Consider the following 19,501-nt stretch of genomic DNA (forward strand, 5'->3'; position numbering starts at 1 on the left):
GTCAGCGGCTGGCGAGAAGGGGAGCCGCATCGCTCAAGGCGTGCAGTTTGAAGCTGCGGGCATACCCGGCCGGGTCCGAGCCGTCCCATGTGGTGCCGTCGATCAGTTGGCTGCTGCGCATGTCCTGGCTCGGGGACGCGATGTCCAGCGCCGCGCAGGCTTCACTGTACAACGTGAGCTGCTGGACGTCCCGGGCCACGGCCAGGTAATCCGGGTCTTCGCGCAGCAGGCCCCAGCGACGGAATTGGGTCATGAACCACATGCCGTCGGACAGGTACGGCAGGTTCACTTCGCCGCCGCCATGAAAGCGCATCGCGTGGGGATCCTGCCAGCTGTTGCCCAAGCCGTCGGCATAGATCCCCAACAGGCGCGGCTCGATGCAGTCCAGCGGAGCGTCGAGGTATTCCGGCGCACTCAACAGTTGCGCGGTGCTGCGACGGTTTTCGCTGCTTTGTTCGATGAAGCGGCTGGCTTCGAGGATCGCCATCACCAAGGCCCGGGCGGTATTGGGGTATTGCTCGACGAACGCCCGGGTGCAACCCAGGACTTTTTCCGGGTGGTCGGGCCAGATGGTCTGGGTGGTCGCCAGGGTAAAACCGAGGTTTTGCTTCACCGCGCTGGCGCACCAGGGCTCGCCGACACAAAACCCGTCGATGCGCCCGGCTTGCAGGTGCGCGATCATTTGCGGCGGCGGCACCACCACACTGTCGACGTCCGACAAGGGGTGGATGCCCTGGGCGGCGAGCCAGTAATAGAGCCACATGGCGTGGGTGCCGGTGGGGAAGGTCTGGGCGAAGGTCAGTTTCGGGCGAGTTTGGTGCACGTGCCGTTCCAGTGCTTCAGGACTGGTCACGCCCTGGGCCTGCAAGCCATGGGACAGGTTGATGCTCTGGCCGTTCTGGTTCAGCCCCATCAGCACCGCCATGTCGGTCGGTGCGACTCCGCCAATGCCCAGGTGCACCGCGTAGATCAGGCCATACAGGCTGTGGGCGGCATCGATTTCACCGCTGACCAGTTTGTCCCGCAGGTTGGCCCAGGACGCCTGGCGCTTGAGGTTCAGGGTCAGGCCGTAGGGTTGGGCGAAGCCCTGGGTGGCGGCGACCACCACCGGGGCACAGTCGCTCAAGGCCATGAAACCGAGGTTGACCGCGCTCTTTTCCGGGGCATCGCTGCCGTTGACCCAGGCCAGGGGATTGGCTGGAACTTCATTCATCGGTATCACCTTCCGCATAAAAAAGCGCCGTGTCCGGGCTCAGGAGACCGGATGACGACGCCGTTGTCCCTTAAAACAGTGTGGCACTCATTCTGTCGCTGGCATGGGCGCTGATGACCAAAAGGGTGCAAGGCATATGCCAGCGCTATCGTTTTGTGCGGGCGCCTCGCTTGAGCCGCCGTTGCCCGGCTATAATCGCCGCCTCATTTCGTCGCCCGAGTCAAAGCCGCCCATGTACACCCTGGCCCGTGAACTGCTGTTCAAACTCTCCCCGGAAACTTCCCACGACCTGTCCCTGGACTTGATCGGCGCGGGCGGACGCCTCGGCCTCAACGGTTTGCTGTGCAAGGCCCCGGCGAAGTTGCCGGTGACCGTCATGGGCCTGGAGTTCCCCAACCCGGTCGGGCTGGCGGCGGGCCTGGACAAGAATGGCGCGGCCATCGACGGCTTCGCCCAGTTGGGTTTCGGTTTTGTCGAAATCGGCACCGTCACCCCGCGCCCGCAGCCGGGCAACCCCAAGCCACGACTCTTCCGCCTGCCGCAAGCCGAGGCGATCATCAATCGCATGGGCTTCAACAACCTGGGCGTCGACCATCTGCTGGCCCGTGTGGCCGCAGCCAAGTACAAGGGTGTGCTGGGCATCAACATCGGCAAGAATTTCGACACGCCGGTGGAGCGCGCCGTCGACGACTATCTGATCTGCCTGGACAAGGTCTACGCCCACGCCAGCTACGTGACCGTCAACGTCAGCTCTCCCAACACCCCGGGGCTGCGCAGCCTGCAATTCGGTGATTCCCTCAAGCAACTGCTGGCCGACCTGGCCCGGCGTCGCGCGGAACTGGCGTTGACCCACGGCCGGCATGTGCCACTGGCGATCAAGATCGCCCCGGACATGACCGACGAGGAGACCAGCCAGGTGGCTCAGGCCCTGATCGAGACGGGCATGGACGCGGTGATCGCCACCAACACGACCCTGGGGCGCGAAGGTGTCGAAGGGCTGGAACATGGGGATGAGGCGGGTGGTTTGTCCGGCGCGCCCGTGCGTGACAAGAGCACCCACACCGTGAAGGTGCTGGCGGTTGAATTGGCGGGGCGCTTGCCGATCATCGCGGCGGGCGGGATTACCGAAGGCAAGCATGCCGCCGAGAAAATCACCGCCGGGGCGAGTCTGGTGCAGGTTTACTCGGGCTTCATCTACAAGGGGCCGGCGTTGATTCGTGAGTCGGTGGATGCGATTGCGGCGTTGGGTTAAGCCTTTCTAGAAGATCGAGCCGATCCACCGTGGCGAGGGAGCTTGCTCCCGCTGGACTCTGTAGGAGCTGGCGTAGCCTGCGATCTGTTGATCTTGATCGTTCGCTCTTGGCTCAATTGTCTGGGACAAGATCGCAGCCTCGTTGCACTCGACAGCTCCTACAGGGCGCAGCCCAGCGGGAGCAAGCTCCCTCGCCACAGGATGGGTGTTGTCTTTGAGATGCTCATTAAAAAGGGCTCCTCGAAGGAGCCCCCTGGGCCGTAGCCCGCCGTCCGGATGGGACGTGCGTGGTTAAATCGATAGGGATGTCAAATTGTCGAGTTCTTGAGTATTAAGCCCTGTGTCAGCCGACGGCGTGAAGTTCGTTGAGTCTATGGATACCCGCAGTGCCGGTCATACCGTCCCAGTTGTCGCCGCGTCCTTCTCGCCAGCCATTGATCCAGGCTTGACGTACCGACGGTAGAGTAAAGGGGCAAAGCTCACGGGATTTACCACCAACGCCATATTGGTAACCACGTAAAAATGCTCTTTCCAACGGATCACGCTTAAGTCTTCTCATAGGGTGTTGCCCTCACTTGTTGACTGTTACTTAGCGTCGACCTCTATCGAGGCCGGGGCAGAATCATTCTGCCGTTGGTGGCTCGTTGCCGGCGTGACGAGCCGAGGTGTTGACGCCGTTGCGACGTTAACCTGTGTTGAGTTCTAACCAAAGCGTCACATGGATGGAATGATCGTTTTGTCATAAGCACGTAACAATAAAGATGTTAGGGCGATAAGTAACTTCATGTTCGTTGACCGCTTTTGAGCAAGACCCCTGTATGATCGGCCCTGCGTCAAAGGGGACTGGCTTTCCTTGAATGAGAATGTCCCCCTGTTGCACTCGGGTACTATTCGACGAAAGGGTCGAGTTTTCACAATTTGTTGCACAGAATTTTTTCCCTGCCTTCGCATCAAAGCGCTCTTAACCTGAGCGGCGAGGGCGGCACGGCACACATTCGTGCCACGCGGGTGCTCTTGAGAAAAGCACCTGACTGAACCCGGCCCGGCAATGCGTTGCCCGGTCCACTTAGCCAAAGGCTCTGGAAATCCCATGTCCGATCGTTTCGAACTCTTCCTCACCTGCCCCAAGGGCCTCGAAGGCCTGCTGATCGAGGAAGCCGTCGGGCTTGGCCTTGAAGAGGCGCGCGAGCACACCTCGGCCGTGCGCGGCATGGCCGACATGGAAACGGCCTATCGCCTGTGCCTGTGGTCGCGCCTGGCCAACCGCGTATTGCTGGTGCTCAAGCGCTTCCCGATGAAGGACGCCGAAGACCTGTACCACGGCGTGCTGGATGTCGACTGGCAAGACCATATGCTGGCCGATGGCACCCTGGCGGTGGAGTTCAGCGGCCATGGCTCGGGCATCGACAACACCCACTTCGGCGCCTTGAAGGTCAAGGACGCTATCGTCGACAAGCTGCGCACGCCATCGGGCGAGCGGCCATCCATCGACAAGCTCAACCCGGACCTGCGCATCCACCTGCGCCTGGACCGTGGCGAAGCGATCCTCTCCCTCGACCTGTCCGGCCACAGCCTGCACCAGCGCGGCTATCGCCTGCAGCAAGGCGCCGCGCCGCTGAAGGAAAACCTCGCCGCCGCGATTCTGATCCGCGCCGGTTGGCCGCGCATTGCCGCTGAAGGCGGGGCGCTGGCCGACCCGATGTGCGGTGTCGGCACGTTCCTGGTGGAAGCCGGCATGATCGCCGCCGACATGGCGCCGAACCTGCGTCGCCAGCAATGGGGCTTTACCGCCTGGCTCGGCCATGTGCCGGCGTTGTGGAAGAAGCTCCACGAAGAGGCCACCGCCCGCGCCGCCGCCGGGCTGGCCAAGCCGCCGTTGTGGATTCGCGGCTATGAAGCCGACCCACGGCTGATCCAGCCGGGCCGCAACAACGTCGAGCGTGCGGGCCTGAGCGAGTGGATCAAGATCTATCAGGGCGAAGTCGCCACCTTCGAACCGCGTCCGGACCAGAACCAGAAAGGCCTGGTGATCTGCAACCCGCCGTACGGCGAGCGTCTGGGCGACGAAGCCAGCCTGCTTTACCTGTACCAGAACCTCGGCGAACGCCTGCGCCAGGCGTGCCTGAACTGGGAGGCGGCGGTGTTCACCGGCGCCCCGGACCTGGGCAAGCGCATGGGGATTCGCAGTCACAAGCAGTATTCGTTCTGGAACGGCGCCTTGCCGTGCAAGCTGCTGCTGATCAAGGTATTGCCGGATCAGTTCGTCACCGGCGAGCGTCGCACCCCGGAGCAACGCCAGGCCGAGCGCGAGCAGGCCGCCTACGATCAAGCTCCCGAAGTGCCGCAAGAGCGCCAGTACAACAAGAACGGCAACCCGATCAAACCGGCGCCGGCCCCTGTGGTCGAGCAGGCGCGGTTGAGCGAAGGCGGGCAGATGTTCGCCAACCGCCTGCAAAAGAACCTCAAGTTGCTGAGTAAATGGGCAAAGCGTGAAGGTGTGGACTGCTACCGGGTCTACGATGCCGACATGCCGGAATACTCCATGGCCATCGACCTGTACCACGACTGGGTTCACGTCCAGGAATACGTCGCGCCGAAGTCCATCGACCCGGAAAAGGCCTCGGCCCGCTTGTTCGACGCCCTGGCGGCGATTCCCCAGGCGCTGAACGTGGACAAGAGCCGCGTGGTGATCAAGCGCCGCGAGCGTCAGAGCGGCACCAAGCAGTACGAGCGCCAGAGCGCCCAGGGCAAGTTCACCGAGGTCAACGAAGGCGGCGTGAAGCTGCTGGTCAACCTTACCGATTACCTGGACACCGGGCTGTTCCTCGATCATCGATCGATGCGTCTGCGGATCCAGAAAGAGGCCGCCGGCAAGCGTTTCCTCAACCTGTTCTGCTACACCGCGACCGCCAGCGTCCACGCCGCCAAGGGGGGAGCCCGGAGCACCACCAGTGTCGACTTGTCGAAAACCTACCTGGACTGGGCGCGGCGCAACTTGTCGCTCAATGGTTTTTCCGACAAGAACCGCCTGGAGCAGGGTGACGTGATGGCATGGCTGGAAGCCAGTCGTGACGAGTACGACCTGATCTTCATCGACCCGCCGACCTTCTCCAACTCCAAGCGCATGGAAGGCGTGTTTGACGTGCAGCGCGATCACGTGCAGTTGCTGGACCTGGCCATGGCGCGCCTGGCCCCGGGCGGTGTGCTGTATTTCTCCAACAACTTCCGCAAGTTCCAACTCGAGGACAACCTCGGCGAGCGCTATGCGGTGGAAGAAATCACCGCCAAGACGATTGATCCGGATTTCGCCCGCAACGGCAAGATCCACCGTGCCTGGAAAATCATGGCGCGTTGACTGGGCCTGATTGGATCCACGAAGCCTTGTAATTCAAGGCTTCTAGCCTCGTTTGGGGCTGGCTAAAGTGATGGCGAATAGCTATAACTTAGGCTGCGTCCAGGGTTGTATCTATGCCTGGTCCCTTTGCGGGTTGTATTTATGGCATTGCATCAGGTGCGCCCCAGAATCCTGGGCTTTATCAGCGAAGATGTGTCGGCCTGGCTGGTGGCTTCGCTGGTGCTGCTGGCCGGTACCTTCCTGACCGGCGTGTTGAGTTGGGCGATGACGAACCTGTTCAATCAGCAATTGCGCCAGCGCTTCGAGTTGCACGTTGAGGAGCGCTTCAGCCGCATCGAGGAACAATTCCAGGACGAGGAGCTACTCCTCGGCAGCCTCGGGCGCTTCTTTGCCAACTCCGAAGACGTTTCCCACCGGGAATTCCGTGGCTACGCCGACGCGCTGTTGCGCCGTACCCGGGCCTTCGTCTGGGCGCCCAGGGTGCTTCGCGACGAACGGCAAGCGTTCGAACAGCAGGCGCAGGCCGAAGGGGCTCCTCAATTTTCGATCCGCGAGGCGGATGGCAGCGGTGGCCTGCGGCAGGCCGCCGAACGGGACGAGTACGTTCCGGTGCTCTACATCCAGAGCCGGACTCCCTACGGTGCACCGCTGGGCCTGGATCTGCTTTCCGAACCCCTGCGCCGTGCCACCCTCGAGCGGGCTCGCCAGCGTGGCGGGCTGGTGGCCTCGCAACCGCTGGACTTGATGGACGGCGACCCGGTGTCTAGCCGCGGGATATTGCTGGTCGCGCCGGTCATCAGGGAATCGGCCAATGAACCGTTCGGCTACGTGGTGGCGGCCATCAGCATGCGGCAACTGGCGGGCGACGGACTGCCGGCGTCCAGCCACGACAATCTGTCGATGCGGGTCGTGGACCTGTCTACCGAAAACGGCGCGCAGGCGCTGTTCGAATCCCACAGCCCGCCGGGCCAGAGCGATTTGTCGGCGACCCGCCTGTTACGCCTGGCCGATCACGACTACCGGGTGGAGTTGCGGCCCAGCCGGGTATTCCTGTCTACCAATCATTCTTCGGTCACCAGCCTGGTGATACTCGGCGGTCTGCTCAGCCTGCTGCTCAGTGCCTTGCTCTATGTGCTGGTCAGCCAGCGGCAGCGGGCCTTGAAACTGGTCGAGCAACGCACCCGTGAACTGCGCGCCCGGGAGCAGGAACTGCGCGGTACCCATGGCCAATTGCGCGGCGTGCTGGATGCCGCGACCCAGGTCGCGATCATCGCCACGGACCTGCGCGGGGTCATCACCACCTTCAACGTCGGCGCCGAACAGATGCTCGGCTACCCGAGTTGCGAGGTCCTGCAAAGCATGACCCTGGAGAGCTTGCATGTGCCGCGCGAACTCCAGGCCCGGGCCGCCCAGCTTGGCGCGCGTTTCGGCAAACCGATTCCCACCTGCCACGCGATGTTGCTCGAGGGCGGCGAACAGGGTGGACAACAGGCGCGGGAATGGACGCTGGTGCGCCGCGATGGCAGCCACCTGACCGTGAACATGCTGGCCACACCGATGCTCGATGACCAGGGGTTGTGGGTCGGGCACCTGGCGATCTGCATCGACATTACTGAACGCAAGCGCGTCCACGAAGCGCTGGCGGCCCGTGACCTGTTGCTGAAAAAGCTCAGCGCCCACGTGCCCGGGGGGATCTACCAGTTCAAGATGGATTTCAATGATCGCTTCAGCGTGATCTATGCCAGCGACGGCATTCGTGACATCTATGAATTGGAACCCGATGTGCTGGTGCGGAACGCCGAGGCGATTTTCTCGCGCATTCACCCGTTGGACAGCACGCGTGTCCGCACGTCGATCCGCGCTTCGGCCCACACCTTGAGCCCATGGCGGGAAGAGTACCGGGTGCAATTGCCCGTGCGCGGCCTACGCTGGGTGCGGGGCGAGGCCACGCCCGAGGAGTTGCCCGGTGGCGGGGTGCTGTGGCACGGCTATATCTCGGATATTTCCGACCTCAAGCGCGTCGAAGAAGAGTTGCGGGCCTTGTCCGTGACCGACGCCCTGACCGGCATTCGCAACCGCCGCTATTTCCAGGAACGCCTGACTTCGGAGATGGCCCGGGTCGAGCGCGGTTCCGGGGGGCTGGCGGTCATCATGCTCGACATCGACCACTTCAAGCGCATCAACGATCAGCACGGCCATGCGGTGGGCGACCGGGTGTTGCAGGCGGTCTGCCAGCGCATCGCCCAACGGTTGCGCCGCACCGATGTGTTCTGTCGGTTGGGTGGGGAAGAGTTCGTGGTGCTGTGCCCGGACACCGACAGCGACAGCGCCTATTCCCTGGCCCTGGAACTGTGGGAAGGCTTGCGGGCTGCGCCCATCGAGGATGTCGGGGTGATCACCGCCAGTTTCGGCATCGCCACCTGGCGCGCCGGGGAGGGCGCCGATGCGTTGCTGCTCAGGGCCGACTCCGGTGTGTATGCGGCCAAACAGGCCGGGCGGGACCGGGTCGAGACGCAGTTGGGCTGAAGGCTTCACGCTCCCACACTTGATCTTCAGTGGGCACAACATTCATGTTCGACACAGATCCACTGTGGGAGCGAGCTTGCTCGCGATAGCGGTGTGTCAGTCAGCGTCGATGTTTGCTGACCGACCGCATCGCGAGCAAGCTCGCTCCCACATTCGTACCTCTGATCACCACTGAATCTGTGGCGAATTGAGGGTCAGAGCACCGAAGCCGTTTGCGGTAGTTTCGGCTGGCGGTACAGGTCTAGCAGCACCTGGTCCAGCACCGACGAAGCGCCCCATGGCTTCGGATCGTTGAGGATCGCCACCACCGCCCAAGTGTTGCCATTGATGTCGCGGCTGTAGCCGGCGATGGCGCGGACGGTGTTCAAGGTTCCGGTCTTGACGTGGGCCTCGCCGGCCATGGCGGTGGTCTTCAGGCGTTTGCGCATGGTGCCGTCGGTGCCGGCAATTGGCATCGAGCTGATGAACTCCGCCGAATACGGGCTGCGCCAGGCGGCTTGCAGCATCGCGGCCATTTCCCGGGCGCTGACCCGTTCGGCGCGGGACAGGCCGGAGCCGTTCTCCATCACCAGGTGCGGTGCGGTGATGCCCTTCTTGGCCAGCCACTGGCGCACCACCCGTTGCGCCGCCTTGGCGTCATCACCATCGGCTTCGTTACGGAACTGCGCGCCGAGGCTCAGGAACAGTTGCTGGGCCATGGTGTTGTTACTGTATTTGTTGATGTCGCGGATGATCTCCGCCAGGTCCGGGGAGAACGCCCGAGCCAGCACCTTGGCGTTGCTCGGGGTCGCGGCCAGGCGGTCCTTGCCCTGGATGCTGCCGCCCAGTTCCTTCCAGATCGCCCGCACGGCGCCAGCGGTGTAGGTGGCATGGTCCAGCAGCGACAGGTAGGTCTGGGAGCTGCAACCGTCACCGAGCTGGCCGCCGACGGTTACCGTCACGCTGCCGTCCGCCTGTGGCACCGGGTTGTAGCGCACGCCGCCGGCGCATTGTTTCGAATTGACCGCCTTGACCTGGTTTTCGATGCGGATGCTGGCAATCGGCGGTTCCACCGACACCAGCACCCGGCCGCCGTCATTGCGGGCGACGAAGCGCAGGGCCTTGAGGTTGACCAGCAGCGAGTCGGGCTTGACCAGGAATGGCTTGTTTTCGTCGTTGCCGTCGTCGTTGAACTCGGGCAGTTGCGGCTGGATGAAGAAACTGCGGTCCAGGACCAGGTCGCCGGTGATCTGCTGCACGCCGTTGGCCCGCAGGTCGCGCATCAGCAGCCAGAGTTTTTCCATGTTCAGCTTGGGATCGCCGCCGCCCTTGAGGTACAGGTTGCCGTTGAGAATCCCGCCGCTGAGGGTGCCGTCGGTGTAGAACTCGGTTTTCCACTGGTGATTGGGGCCGAGCATTTCCAGGGCCGCGTAGGTGGTCACCAGTTTCATGGTGGAAGCGGGGTTGACCGAGACGTCGGCGTTGTACAGGGTCGGGGTGCCTGGGCCATTGAGCGGCACCATCACCAGGGACAGGGCGTCGTTCTGCAGCTTGCTGGCCTTGAGGGCCTTTTGCACGTTGGGCGACAGGGCAGTGTTGATCGTGGCGGCGTGGGCGGTGACAGGGAGGGCCAGGGGAAGAAGAAGGCTGGCCAGAAGCAGTGGACGCAAAGATTTGATCATTTGAAATAGAACCCTACGGGCGAGGGGGAAAAAACGAGGACATGAAAATGAACGTCCTCAACGGTCATGAAAGTGTCGGCATTATGCCCCAAGCCGCAACCGCTTGGGCCGTGCCTGAGCCCTTGGGCTGCTATTTTTTACCGACGGTAGGCCGATACGCCCCGATCAGTCGGGCAATCGACGCACCAAACTGGTAAAGTGCCGGCCGTTATTACTTATGAGGATTGTTCCAATGGCGACTAACCGTTCCCAGCGTCTGCGCAAAAAACTGTGCGTGGATGAATTTCAAGAGCTGGGTTTCGAACTGAACCTGGATTTCAAAGAAGATCTGGCCGATGAGGCTATTGACGCTTTCCTCGACGCTTTCCTGAAAGAAGCCATGGAAGCCAATGGCCTGGGCTATGTCGGCGGCGACGACTACGGTCTGGTTTGTCTGCAGAAGCGTGGCTCGGTCACCGAAGAGCAGCGCGCTGCCGTTGAAGCCTGGCTCAAGGCCCGTCCTGAGCTGACCAGCGTGGAAGTCAGCCCGCTGATGGACGTCTGGTACCCGGAAAAGCCGATCAATCCGGTCGCTTGATGTTCCGATGATGTTCCGAAACCGGCAGCCCGTCTGGGTGCCGGTTTTTTTGTGCCTGTCTGTTGGGTATGTGTTGTTCTTCAGGCCGTCATCGCGAGCAAGCTCGCTTCCACAGGGGGATTGAGTCGTCCACATCATCCCTGTGGGAGCGAGCTTGCTCGCGATGCTTTCAGGCGCTGCGCCAGTTCAGGATGAGCAAGGTCAACACCCCCGCCACAATCCCCCAGAACGCCGAGCCGATGGAGAACAGCGTCATCCCCGACGCCGTGACCATGAAGGTGATCAACGCCGCTTCTCGTTCCTTGACTTCGCTCATGGCGATGCTCAAGCCATTGATGATCGAGCCGAACAGCGCCAAGGCCGCGATGGACAGCACCAGCTCCTTGGGCAGCGCCGCGAACAAGGCGGCCAGCGTCGCGCCGAACACCCCGGCAATCCCGTAGAAAACCCCGCACCAGACCGCCGCCGTGTAGCGTTTGTTGCGATCTTCGTGGGCGTGGGGCCCGGTGCAGATGGCTGCGCTGATGGCCGCCAGGTTGATGCCATGGGAGCCGAACGGTGCCAGCAGCAGCGAGGCGATGCCGGTGCTGGTGATCAATGGCGAGGCCGGCACGGTGTAGCCGTCAGCCCGCAGCACGGCGATGCCGGGCATGTTCTGTGAGGTCATTGCCACCACGAACAGGGGAATGCCGATGCTGATGGTGGCCGCCAGGGAAAAGTTCGGAGTGGTCCAGACCGGCATCGCGACTTCCAGGACAAAACCACTGAAGTCCAGCAGCCCCAGCAGGCCCGACAGCGCCGTACCGATCAATAATGCCGCCAGTACCGCGTAGCGCGGCGACAGGCGCTTGACGATCAGGTAGGTGAAAAACATCCCCAGCACCAGGCCAGTACGATGTTGGGTGGCGACGAATATCTCGCTGCCGATCTTGAACAGGATGCCCGCCAGCAACGCCGCCGCCAGCGAGGCCGGAATGCGTTTGACCAGGCGCTCGAAACTGCCGGTCAGGCCACAGATCGTCACCAGGACCGCGCAGGTTATATAGGCGCCGATGGCCTCGCCGTAACTCACACCGCCCAGGCTGGTGATCAGCAGCGCCGCGCCGGGGGTCGACCAGGCGATGGTGATCGGCGTGCGATAGCGCAGCGACAGCCCGATGGAGCACACCGCCATGCCGATGGAAATCGCCCAGATCCACGAGGAAATCTGCCCGCTGGTGAGCCCCGCCGCCTGTCCGGCCTGGAACATCAGCACCAGGGAGCTGGTGTAGCCGGTCATCATGGCGATGAACCCGGCGACGATGGCCGAAGGCGAGGTGTCGGCCAATGGACGAAGTGGCGTGGTCGTGACTTCGGTCATGGTGGGCGGTGTTCCTTGTTATAGATTGGCTGGACTCGGGGGGAGCCATTGCTTTTGTGGCGAGGGAGCTTGCTCCCGTTCGACCGCGCAGCGGTCGTCATGCTTCCTGTTCGGGGACCTGAACGAATGTGGGGGATTGCTTCGCAATCCAGCGGGAGCAAGCTCCCTCGCCACAAACCTGAGGTTTAAGCCTAAACTCAACCCCATCATCGATTGCAATACAGCCATGCCCGCAAACAGCCGTACAGTCGTGTTGCCATCAGAGGTTGTGTACAATCGAGCTGTTTTTTACGCGATACTTGCCAGCGACCCGCTGTGCCGTATTACAGTCACGGTCAATTCGCCGCAGTTCTCCCGACTCGAGTGCCCATGAACGAACAGTTGCAGCCCCTCAAGAAACAACCGCGAGCTGGTAAAGCCGGCCGCAGCGGAACCCAGGACGATATTGTCTATGCGCATATCTTCGAGGCCATCCTCGAACAACGCCTGGCGCCCGGTACCAAGTTGAGCGAAGAGGCGCTGGGGGAGATTTTCGGGGTCAGCCGCACGATCATCCGCCGGGCATTGTCACGCCTGGCCCACGAAGGCGTGGTGTTGCTGCGGCCCAATCGTGGAGCCGTGGTGGCGAGCCCGAGTGTCGAAGAGGCCCGCCAGGTGTTCATGGCCCGGCGCCTGGTGGAAAGGGCGATCACCGAGTTGGCGGTGCAGCATGCCACCGCCGAACAACTGGCTGAGCTGCGGCAGATGGTCAGCGACGAGCGCGACAGTTTTTCCCGTGGCGACCGCGGCGCCGGCATCCGTTTGTCGGGCGAGTTCCACCTCAAGCTGGCCGAAGCGGCGAAGAACGCCCCGCTGATCAGTTTCCAGCGCAGCCTCGTGTCCCAGACGTCGCTGATCATCGCCCAGTACGAAAGCGGTAACCGTTCCCACTGTTCCTACGACGAACACACGCAGTTGATCGACGCCATCGAGGCGCGCGATGCGACGTTGGCGGTGGACCTGATGATGCATCACATGGACCACATCGACAGCAAGCTCAACCTCGACGAGGAAAGCGCGTCGGATGACTTGCACGCGGTGTTCTCGCATTTGTTGCAGAGCAAGAAGCCTGGGCGGTCGACAGCCAAGCTTTGATGGGTTGAATGCCAATCGCGAGCAAGGGGTATGTGAACGACACAAATCCACTGTGGGAGCGAGCTTGCTCGCGATGGCAATCCAACAGACGCTGAAATCTAGCGCTGATGCACCAACCGACCCGCCGCATAAGTCTGCGCCACCGTCCGGTCATCCCCCAGCGTCATCAACACGAACAACCGCTCGGCAATGTCCTTGGCCTGCTTCAGGCGATAGCTCAACAGCGGCGTGGCGTTGTAGTCCAGTACCAAAAAGTCCGCATCGGTGCCTGGCTGCAACGTCCCGATCTTGTCCTCCAGGCGCAGGGCCCGGGCGCCGCCGAGGGTGGCCAGGTACAGCGACTTGAACGGGCTCAGCCGCGCCCCTTGTAGCTGCATCACCTTGTAGGCTTCGTTCAGAGTGTGCAGCAGCGAAAAACTGGTGCCGCCACCCACGTCCGTGCCCAGTCCCACGTTCACCTTATGCTTCTCGGCCATCGGCAGGTTGAACAGTCCGCTGCCCAGGAAAAAGTTCGAGGTGGGGCAGAAGGCAATGGCCGAACCGGTCTCGGCCAGGCGTGCGCATTCGTCGTCGCACAAATGCACGCCATGGGCGAACACCGAACGCTCGCCAAGCAGTTGGTAGTGGTCGTAGACGTCCAGATAACCCTTGCGCTCGGGGAACAGCTCTTTGACCCACTGCACTTCCTGCAGGTTTTCACTGATGTGAGTCTGCATGTACAGATCTGGATATTCCCCCAGCAGCTGACCGGCCAGGGCCAGTTGCTCCGGGGTGCTGGTGGGGGCGAAGCGCGGGGTCACGGCGTAGTGCAGCCGGCCCTTGCCGTGCCAGCGTTCGATCAGCGCCTTGCTCTGGGTGTAGCTGGATTCGGCGGTGTCGGTCAGGTAGTCCGGGGCGTTGCGGTCCATCATCACCTTGCCGGCGATCATCCGCAGGTCGAGCTTCTGGGCCACTTCGAAAAACGCATTCACCGACTGCGGGTGCACACTGCCGAACACCAGTGCGGTGGTGGTGCCGTTGCGCAGCAGTTCCTTGACGAAAATATCCGCCACCGCCTCGGCGTGGGCCGGGTCGGCGAACTGGCTTTCGCAGGGGAAGGTGTAGGTGTTGAGCCAGTCCAGCAATTGCTCGCCATAGGCGCCGACCATACCGGTCTGCGGCAAGTGAATGTGGGTGTCGATCAAACCTGGCGTGATCAGCGCGTCCGGGTAGTGGGCGATTTCGATATCCGCCGCCAGGGTCGGCAGCAGGTCATGGGCGTGGCCGATGGCGCTGATCTGGCCGTTTTCCACCACCAGCAAACCGTCTTCGAAATATTCATAGGACGCCTCGATACCGACTTCGGCCGGGTCGGCGAGGCTGTAGAGCAGGGCGGCGCGGTAGGCTTTGCGTGTCAGGGGCATGGGAATTCTCAACGAGTATTAACGGTTCGCCTGGCTGCGGCGCGAGGCCGGCAGCAGCTTGGCAATCGGTTCGGCGCGCACGGTGTGCTGGCCGAAATCGGCGTTATAGGTGGCGATGATTTCGCCGGCGATGGAGATGGCGATTTCCACAGGCAACTTGCCTTTGACTTCGCCGATGCCCATCGGGCAACGCATGCGTTGCAAGGTGCCGCTGTCGAAACCACGATCGCGCAGGCGATGTTCGAACTTGACCCGTTTGGTCTTCGAGCCGATCAGGCCGAAGTAGGCAAAGTCGTTGCGCTTGAGGATCGCGGCGCTCAGTTCCAGATCGAGCTGATGGTTGTGGGTCATGACGATGCAGTAGCTGCCGGCAGGCAATTCGTCGACTTCATCCAGTGGCTCTTCGGTGACGATCTTGTGCACGCCGTGGGGCAGGTGTTCGGGGAACTCCGCTTCCCGCGAGTCGATCCAGCGCACCTTGCAGGGCAGGCTCGCCAGCAGTGGCACCAGGGCGCGGCCGACATGGCCGGCGCCGAACACGGCGATCTGCGCCTGGACCTGGCCCATGGGTTCGAACAGCAACACCGTGACGCCGCCGCAGCACTGGCCCAGGCTCGCACCGAGGCTGAAGCGCTCCAGATGGGTGTTCTGCTGGCCGCTGGCGAGCATGTTCCGGGCGATTTCCATGGCCTTGTATTCCAGGTGCCCGCCACCGATGGTGTCGAACGTCTGGCTGGCGCTGATGACCATCTTCGAACCGGCGTTGCGCGGGGTGGAGCCGAGTTCTTCGATGATCGTCACCAGCACGCAGGGTTCGCCGCGGGTTTGCAGGTCGGCGAGGGCGCTGATCCAGTTGTACATATTCACCTCGACATCTCTGTTGTCTGTTCGGGCCTCATCGCGAGCAGGCTCGCTCCTACAGGGGATTTGTGAACACCGACCCAATGTGGGAGCGAGCTTGCTCGCGATGGCCGCGCCGCGGTCTAGAGCGAAGCCACTTCGGCCTCAGCCTTCTCGGCCTTGAGCGCTTTTAGCCCCCGCATCTGCTCACACCCCCACAACACCCGCTCCGGTGTCGCCGGGGCGTCGATGTTCGGTTGGTGCCGGTAATCCCCCAGGCTCGCCACGGCGTCCTTGATGGCGCACCACGCGGCGATGCCGAGCATGAACGGCGGTTCGCCCACGGCCTTGGAGTGGAACACCGTGTCTTCGGGGTTCTTGCGGTTTTCCACCAGCTTGACCCGCAGGTCCAGGGGCATGTCGGCCACGGCGGGGATCTTGTAGCTGGCCGGGCCATTGGTCATCAGCTTGCCCTTGTCGTTCCACACCAGCTCTTCCATGGTCAGCCAGCCCATGCCCTGGATGAAACCGCCCTCGACCTGGCCGATGTCGATGGCCGGGTTCAGCGAGGCGCCGACGTCGTGGAGGATGTCGGTGCGCAGCATCTTGTACTCGCCGGTGAGGGTGTCGACGATCACCTCGGCACAGGCCGCGCCGAAGGCGTAGTAGTAGAACGGCCGGCCACGGGCCTGGCTGCGGTCGTAGTAGATTTTCGGGGTCTTGTAGAAGCCGGTGCTCGACAGCGAGACCTGGGCGAAATACGCCTGCTGTACCAATGCTTCGAAGCTCAGAATGTGATCGCGTACCCGCACATGGCCGTTGTGGAATTCGACGTCTTCTTCGCTGACCTTGTACTGCCGCGCAGCGAACTCCACCAGGCGCCGCTTGATGGTTTCGGCGGCATTCTGCGCCGCCTTGCCGTTCAGGTCGGCGCCACTGGAGGCGGCGGTGGGGGAGGTGTTCGGCACCTTGTCGGTGTTGGTCGCGGTGATCTGCACGCGGTCCATTTCCACCTGGAACACTTCGGCCACCACCTGGGCGACCTTGGTGTTCAGGCCCTGGCCCATTTCGGTACCGCCGTGGTTCAGGTGGATGCTGCCGTCGGTGTAGACGTGGATCAAGGCACCTGCCTGGTTGAGGAAACTGGCGGTAAAGGAAATACCGAATTTCACCGGTGTCAGCGCCAGGCCTTTTTTCAGGATCGGGCTGCCTGCGTTGTAGCGGCGGATCGCTTCACGGCGTTCGGCGTACTGGCTGCTTTGTTCAAGCTCGGCGGTCATTTCCTCGAGCATGTTGTGCTCGACGGTCTGGTAGTAATGGGTGACGTTGCGTTCGGTCTTGCCGTAATAGTTGGCCTTGCGCACCGCCAGCGGATCGAGCCCCAGGTGCCGGGCGATGGCATCCATCACCTCTTCGATGGCAACCATGCCTTGGGGCCCGCCGAAACCACGGTAAGCGGTGTTCGACGCGGTGTTGGTCTTGCAGCGGTGGCCGTTGATGGTCGCATCGCCCAGGTAGTAGGCATTGTCGGCATGGAACATCGCCCGATCGACGATGGAGGCCGACAGGTCCGGCGAGCAACCGCAGTTGCCGGCCAGTTCCAGGGCGATGCCGTGCAAGCGCCCGTGGCTGTCGAAGCCCACGTCGTATTCGATGTAGAAGGGGTGGCGCTTGCCGGTCATCAGCATGTCTTCGACACGGGGCAGGCGCATCTTGGTCGGCTGCCCGGTGAGGTGCGCGATGACCGCGCACAGGCACGCCGGGCTGGCGGCCTGGGTTTCCTTGCCGCCAAAGCCGCCGCCCATGCGGCGCATGTCCACCACGACTTTGTTCATCGGCACACCCAGCACTTCGGCCACCAGTTTCTGCACTTCGGTGGGGTTCTGGGTCGAGCAGTAGACGATCATGCCGCCGTCCTCGGTGGGCATCACCGAGGAAATCTGGGTTTCCAGGTAAAAGTGCTCCTGGCCGCCGATGTGCAGCGAGCCCTGGATGCGGTGTTCGGCGCTCGCCAGTGCCGTGGCCGAATCGCCGCGCTGGTGGGTGTGGCTGTCGAGCACGAATTGCCGCTTGCGCAGGGCCTCGACCACGTCCAGCACCGGCTCCAGGTCTTCGTATTCGATGATTGCGGCCATGGCCGCCTTGCGTGCCGTCTCAAGATCCTTGGCGGCGACGGCCAGCACCGGTTGGCCGACGAACTGCACGTCATCGATGGCCAGCAACGGGTCGCCGGGTAACAGCGGGCCGATGTCCTTCAGCCCCGGAATGTCTGCATGGGTAATGGCGATGCGCACGCCTTCGAAGGCGTAGCAGGGCGCGGTATCGATGCGGATGATCCGGGCGTGGGCGCGGTCCGACAGCCGGGCATAGACGTGCAACTGGTTCGGGAATTCCAGGCGGTCATCGATGTACTGCGCCTCGCCGGACACGTGCTTGGCGGCGCTGTCGTGCTTGACGCTGCGGCCCACGCCAGTGGTCAGGTCGCGGGCAAACAGCTCGGCCAGTTCGGCTTGGGTCTTCTCTACGGCGTGATGGTTAGACATAAGCGGTCACCCGAGTCTCGATGTGCGGCGTTTGCAGTTCGATGAAGTATTTGCGCAGCAGGTTGCGGGCGCTGAGCAGGCGGTACTCCTTGCTGGCGCGGAAATCCGACAGCGGTGTGAAGTCCTCGGCCAGGGCGGCGCAGGCGCGTTCGACGGTGCTGTCGGTCCACGGCGCACCGATCAATGCCGCTTCACAATGCTTGGCGCGTTTTGGGGTGGCGGCCATGCCGCCGAAGGCCACGCGGGCATCGCGGACCACGCCGTTGTCGATGCGCAGGTTGAACGCCGCGCACACGGCGGAAATATCATCGTCCAGACGCTTGGACACCTTGTAGGCGCGGAACGCCTGTTCGGCACTGGCCAGCGGCACGATGATCTTTTCGATGAATTCGCTTTCCTGACGGGCGGTGACCCGGTAGTCGATAAAGTAATCTTCCAGGGCCAGGGTGCGACGGGTCTGGCCCCTGCACAGTACGATCTGCGCGCCGAGGGCGATCAGCAGGGGCGGCGAGTCGCCAATCGGCGAGGCGTTGCCGATGTTGCCGCCCAGGGTGCCCTGGTTGCGGATCTGCAGCGAGGCGAAGCGTTGCAGCAGTTCGCCAAAGTCCGGGTATTCGGCGTTCAGGGCTTCGTAGCAATCGGAGAGGGTGGTGGCGGCGCCGATCTCCAGGCGATCGTCAAAGCGTTCGACACGCTTGAGTTCGGCGACGTTGCCCATGTAGATCATCACCGGCAGGGGGCGATGAAATTGCGTGACTTCCAGGGCCAGGTCGGTGCCACCGGCCAGCAGGCGCGCCTGTGGATAGGCGTCGTAGAGATCGGCCAGGTCGGCCACGGTCAGCGGCACCAGGCAGCGTTTGTCGCCGCTGTTGAGCTCACCGGTCTCGGTCGGGGCGATGGCTTTGAGGCGGGCGATGGTCTCGGCCTCGCGGGCGTCGAACTGGTCCGTTGGCTTGCCGCAGCAGGCTTGCTCGGCGGCGGCCAGGATCGGCCGGTAGCCGGTGCAGCGGCAAAGGTTGCCAGCCAAGGCTTCATGGGCCTTATGAGCGTCGGCTTGCTCGCTGTTCTTTTGCAGGGCGAACAACGACATGACGAAGCCCGGGGTGCAGAAGCCGCACTGCGAACCGTGGCAATCGACCATCGCTTGCTGGACGCTGTGCAGTTGGCCTTGGTGCTTGAGGTCTTCGACGCTGATCAGTTGCTTGCCGTGCAGGGACGAGACGAAGGTCAGGCACGAATTGAGGCTGCGGTAGCGAATGCGTTCGCGACCATTCGCGTGCGCTTCCAATTCGCCCACCACCACGGTGCACGCACCACAGTCGCCACTGGCGCAGCCTTCTTTGGTGCCTGGTTTACCAACGTGTTCGCGCAAATAGTTGAGCACGGTCAGGTTCGGGTCCAGGGCGTGCTCGCTACGGAGTTCCTGGTTGAGTAAAAACTGGATCACGGAAGGCCTCGCAGACTCATTATTGTTGTATCGACGTGGGCCTGAATTTATCAGGTCTGACTTTTCGGTCAACGATTTTCTGACTTAAAGGTCAAGAAAATCCGTTTGGTCGATGAACAACGCTCTATGGACACTGTAGAACCCTGGGGGAGCCGAGCTTGCTCGCGATGACGGCGGTACATTCAGTATG

Annotated in this window: 13 protein-coding genes; 5 read left to right on the top strand and 8 right to left on the bottom strand. The window is 62.6% G+C overall.

Annotation, left to right across the window (positions count from 1 at the left end; all coding sequences use genetic code 11):
• Nucleotide 1 precedes the first annotated feature (1 nt).
• A complete protein-coding gene (locus AC515T_RS09195) occupies nucleotides 2-1,213 on the bottom strand; it encodes a CmpA/NrtA family ABC transporter substrate-binding protein (protein WP_496532218.1) in 1,212 nt (403 codons plus the stop codon).
• A gap of 232 nt (nucleotides 1,214-1,445) precedes the next feature.
• On the opposite strand from AC515T_RS09195, the gene AC515T_RS09200 reads away from it, so the two are divergent.
• Entirely contained in the window at nucleotides 1,446-2,465 is a 1,020-nt protein-coding gene (locus AC515T_RS09200; RefSeq protein WP_496532219.1) for a quinone-dependent dihydroorotate dehydrogenase, read from the top strand.
• A gap of 343 nt (nucleotides 2,466-2,808) precedes the next feature.
• Here the strand turns inward: AC515T_RS09200 and rmf are convergent, their stop codons facing one another.
• On the bottom strand, nucleotides 2,809-3,024 hold the full coding sequence (rmf, locus tag AC515T_RS09205; RefSeq protein WP_003223300.1) for a ribosome modulation factor: 216 nt from the start codon (nucleotides 3,022-3,024) through the stop codon (nucleotides 2,809-2,811).
• Between the two features lie 531 nt (nucleotides 3,025-3,555).
• Here rmf and rlmKL point away from each other — a divergent pair.
• Nucleotides 3,556-5,820, top strand: a complete 2,265-nt coding sequence (gene rlmKL / locus AC515T_RS09210; RefSeq protein WP_496532220.1) for a bifunctional 23S rRNA (guanine(2069)-N(7))-methyltransferase RlmK/23S rRNA (guanine(2445)-N(2))-methyltransferase RlmL — start codon at nucleotides 3,556-3,558, stop codon at nucleotides 5,818-5,820.
• Nucleotides 5,821-5,961: 141 nt separating this feature from the next.
• Nucleotides 5,962-8,346 carry a sensor domain-containing diguanylate cyclase gene (locus tag AC515T_RS09215; RefSeq protein WP_496532221.1) on the top strand — a complete coding sequence of 795 codons (2,385 nt, stop codon included), beginning with the start codon at nucleotides 5,962-5,964 and terminating at the stop codon, nucleotides 8,344-8,346.
• A gap of 194 nt (nucleotides 8,347-8,540) precedes the next feature.
• On the opposite strand, the gene dacB is transcribed toward AC515T_RS09215, so the two are convergent.
• Nucleotides 8,541-10,007 (bottom strand): D-alanyl-D-alanine carboxypeptidase/D-alanyl-D-alanine endopeptidase, encoded by a 1,467-nt coding sequence (dacB, locus tag AC515T_RS09220; RefSeq protein WP_072407908.1) that lies wholly within the window; start codon nucleotides 10,005-10,007, stop codon nucleotides 8,541-8,543.
• A gap of 232 nt (nucleotides 10,008-10,239) precedes the next feature.
• Between dacB and AC515T_RS09225 the strand changes: the two genes are divergently transcribed.
• Nucleotides 10,240-10,584: a YggL family protein gene (locus AC515T_RS09225; protein WP_072407906.1), complete on the top strand. Its 345-nt coding sequence runs from the start codon at nucleotides 10,240-10,242 to the stop codon at nucleotides 10,582-10,584.
• 169 nt (nucleotides 10,585-10,753) lie between these two features.
• On the opposite strand, the gene AC515T_RS09230 is transcribed toward AC515T_RS09225, so the two are convergent.
• On the bottom strand, nucleotides 10,754-11,944 hold the full coding sequence (locus tag AC515T_RS09230; RefSeq protein ID WP_496532222.1) for a benzoate/H(+) symporter BenE family transporter: 1,191 nt from the start codon (nucleotides 11,942-11,944) through the stop codon (nucleotides 10,754-10,756).
• 369 nt (nucleotides 11,945-12,313) lie between these two features.
• Between AC515T_RS09230 and AC515T_RS09235 the strand changes: the two genes are divergently transcribed.
• Nucleotides 12,314-13,078: a GntR family transcriptional regulator gene (locus tag AC515T_RS09235; protein ID WP_003183531.1), complete on the top strand. Its 765-nt coding sequence runs from the start codon at nucleotides 12,314-12,316 to the stop codon at nucleotides 13,076-13,078.
• Nucleotides 13,079-13,176: 98 nt separating this feature from the next.
• On the opposite strand, the gene guaD is transcribed toward AC515T_RS09235, so the two are convergent.
• From guaD to xdhA, 4 genes are all read right to left on the bottom strand, one after another.
• Nucleotides 13,177-14,481 carry a guanine deaminase gene (gene guaD, locus AC515T_RS09240; protein WP_496532223.1) on the bottom strand — a complete coding sequence of 435 codons (1,305 nt, stop codon included), beginning with the start codon at nucleotides 14,479-14,481 and terminating at the stop codon, nucleotides 13,177-13,179.
• Between the two features lie 18 nt (nucleotides 14,482-14,499).
• A complete protein-coding gene (gene xdhC, locus AC515T_RS09245; protein ID WP_496532224.1) occupies nucleotides 14,500-15,342 on the bottom strand; it encodes a xanthine dehydrogenase accessory protein XdhC in 843 nt (280 codons plus the stop codon).
• A 122-nt stretch (nucleotides 15,343-15,464) separates the two neighbouring features.
• Complete coding sequence (gene xdhB / locus AC515T_RS09250) at nucleotides 15,465-17,864, bottom strand: xanthine dehydrogenase molybdopterin binding subunit (RefSeq protein ID WP_496532225.1); 2,400 nt, start codon at nucleotides 17,862-17,864, stop codon at nucleotides 15,465-15,467.
• Nucleotides 17,857-19,311, bottom strand: a complete 1,455-nt coding sequence (gene xdhA / locus AC515T_RS09255; RefSeq protein WP_496532226.1) for a xanthine dehydrogenase small subunit — start codon at nucleotides 19,309-19,311, stop codon at nucleotides 17,857-17,859. Before xdhA ends, xdhB begins: the two co-directional genes overlap by 8 nt.
• Between the last annotated feature and the right edge of the window lie 190 nt (nucleotides 19,312-19,501).

The organism is Pseudomonas sp. FSO-7 (genome assembly GCF_059579345.1).

Excerpts from the sequence above, each read along its gene's own strand:
- AC515T_RS09195 (WP_496532218.1), bottom strand. The coding sequence starts at position 1,213 with ATGAATGAAGTTCCAGCCAATCCCCTGGCCTGGGTCAACGGCAGCGAT.
- AC515T_RS09200 (WP_496532219.1), top strand. The coding sequence starts at position 1,446 with ATGTACACCCTGGCCCGTGAACTGCTGTTCAAACTCTCCCCGGAAACT.
- rmf (WP_003223300.1), bottom strand. The coding sequence starts at position 3,024 with ATGAGAAGACTTAAGCGTGATCCGTTGGAAAGAGCATTTTTACGTGGT.
- rlmKL (WP_496532220.1), top strand. The coding sequence starts at position 3,556 with ATGTCCGATCGTTTCGAACTCTTCCTCACCTGCCCCAAGGGCCTCGAA.
- AC515T_RS09215 (WP_496532221.1), top strand. The coding sequence starts at position 5,962 with ATGGCATTGCATCAGGTGCGCCCCAGAATCCTGGGCTTTATCAGCGAA.
- dacB (WP_072407908.1), bottom strand. The coding sequence starts at position 10,007 with ATGATCAAATCTTTGCGTCCACTGCTTCTGGCCAGCCTTCTTCTTCCC.
- AC515T_RS09225 (WP_072407906.1), top strand. The coding sequence starts at position 10,240 with ATGGCGACTAACCGTTCCCAGCGTCTGCGCAAAAAACTGTGCGTGGAT.
- AC515T_RS09230 (WP_496532222.1), bottom strand. The coding sequence starts at position 11,944 with ATGACCGAAGTCACGACCACGCCACTTCGTCCATTGGCCGACACCTCG.
- AC515T_RS09235 (WP_003183531.1), top strand. The coding sequence starts at position 12,314 with ATGAACGAACAGTTGCAGCCCCTCAAGAAACAACCGCGAGCTGGTAAA.
- guaD (WP_496532223.1), bottom strand. The coding sequence starts at position 14,481 with ATGCCCCTGACACGCAAAGCCTACCGCGCCGCCCTGCTCTACAGCCTC.
- xdhC (WP_496532224.1), bottom strand. The coding sequence starts at position 15,342 with ATGTACAACTGGATCAGCGCCCTCGCCGACCTGCAAACCCGCGGCGAA.
- xdhB (WP_496532225.1), bottom strand. The coding sequence starts at position 17,864 with ATGTCTAACCATCACGCCGTAGAGAAGACCCAAGCCGAACTGGCCGAG.